Genomic DNA, 450 nt, shown 5'->3' with positions numbered 1-450 from the left:
ACGCGGCAAGCGGCGCAGTCGGTACGGTGACGGGCGCCTTGGGTGGTGTCGGTAATCCGACCGGTGGGCTTGGTGGCGTAGTTGGCACGGTGACCGGTGCGCTCGGTGGTCTTGGCGGAAGTGGCGGTGCGACGGGTGGGCTTGGCGGTCTCGTCGGGACCGTGGCGAACACGGCAACAGGTGCAGTCGGAACGCTGACTGGCGCACTGGGTGGTATCGGTGGTGGCGGGACCGGCGGTCTCGGCGGCATTGTCGGGACGGTGGGCAACGCGGCAAGCGGCGCAGTCGGTACGGTGACGGGCGCCTTGGGCGGCGTTGGCAATCCGACTGGCGGGCTTGGTGGCGTAGTTGGTACGGTAACCGGTGCGCTCGGTGGTCTTGGCGGAAGTGGCGGTGCGACGGGTGGGCTTGGCGGTCTCGTCGGGACCGTGGCGAACACGGCAACAGGTG

The 450-nt window shown here is 69.6% G+C and carries 1 pseudogene; it reads right to left on the bottom strand.

The features are described from left to right. Positions 1-450 (bottom strand): annotated as a pseudogene (locus KPB06_RS34455) (hypothetical protein); the annotation flags it as partial.

Origin of the sequence: Burkholderia semiarida (assembly GCF_029268935.1) — a bacterium.
Taxonomy (GTDB): Bacteria; Pseudomonadota; Gammaproteobacteria; order Burkholderiales; family Burkholderiaceae; genus Burkholderia; species Burkholderia semiarida.
The sequence above is the reverse complement of the archived record's forward strand: the minus strand, read 5'-3'. Positions and strand labels throughout refer to the sequence as shown.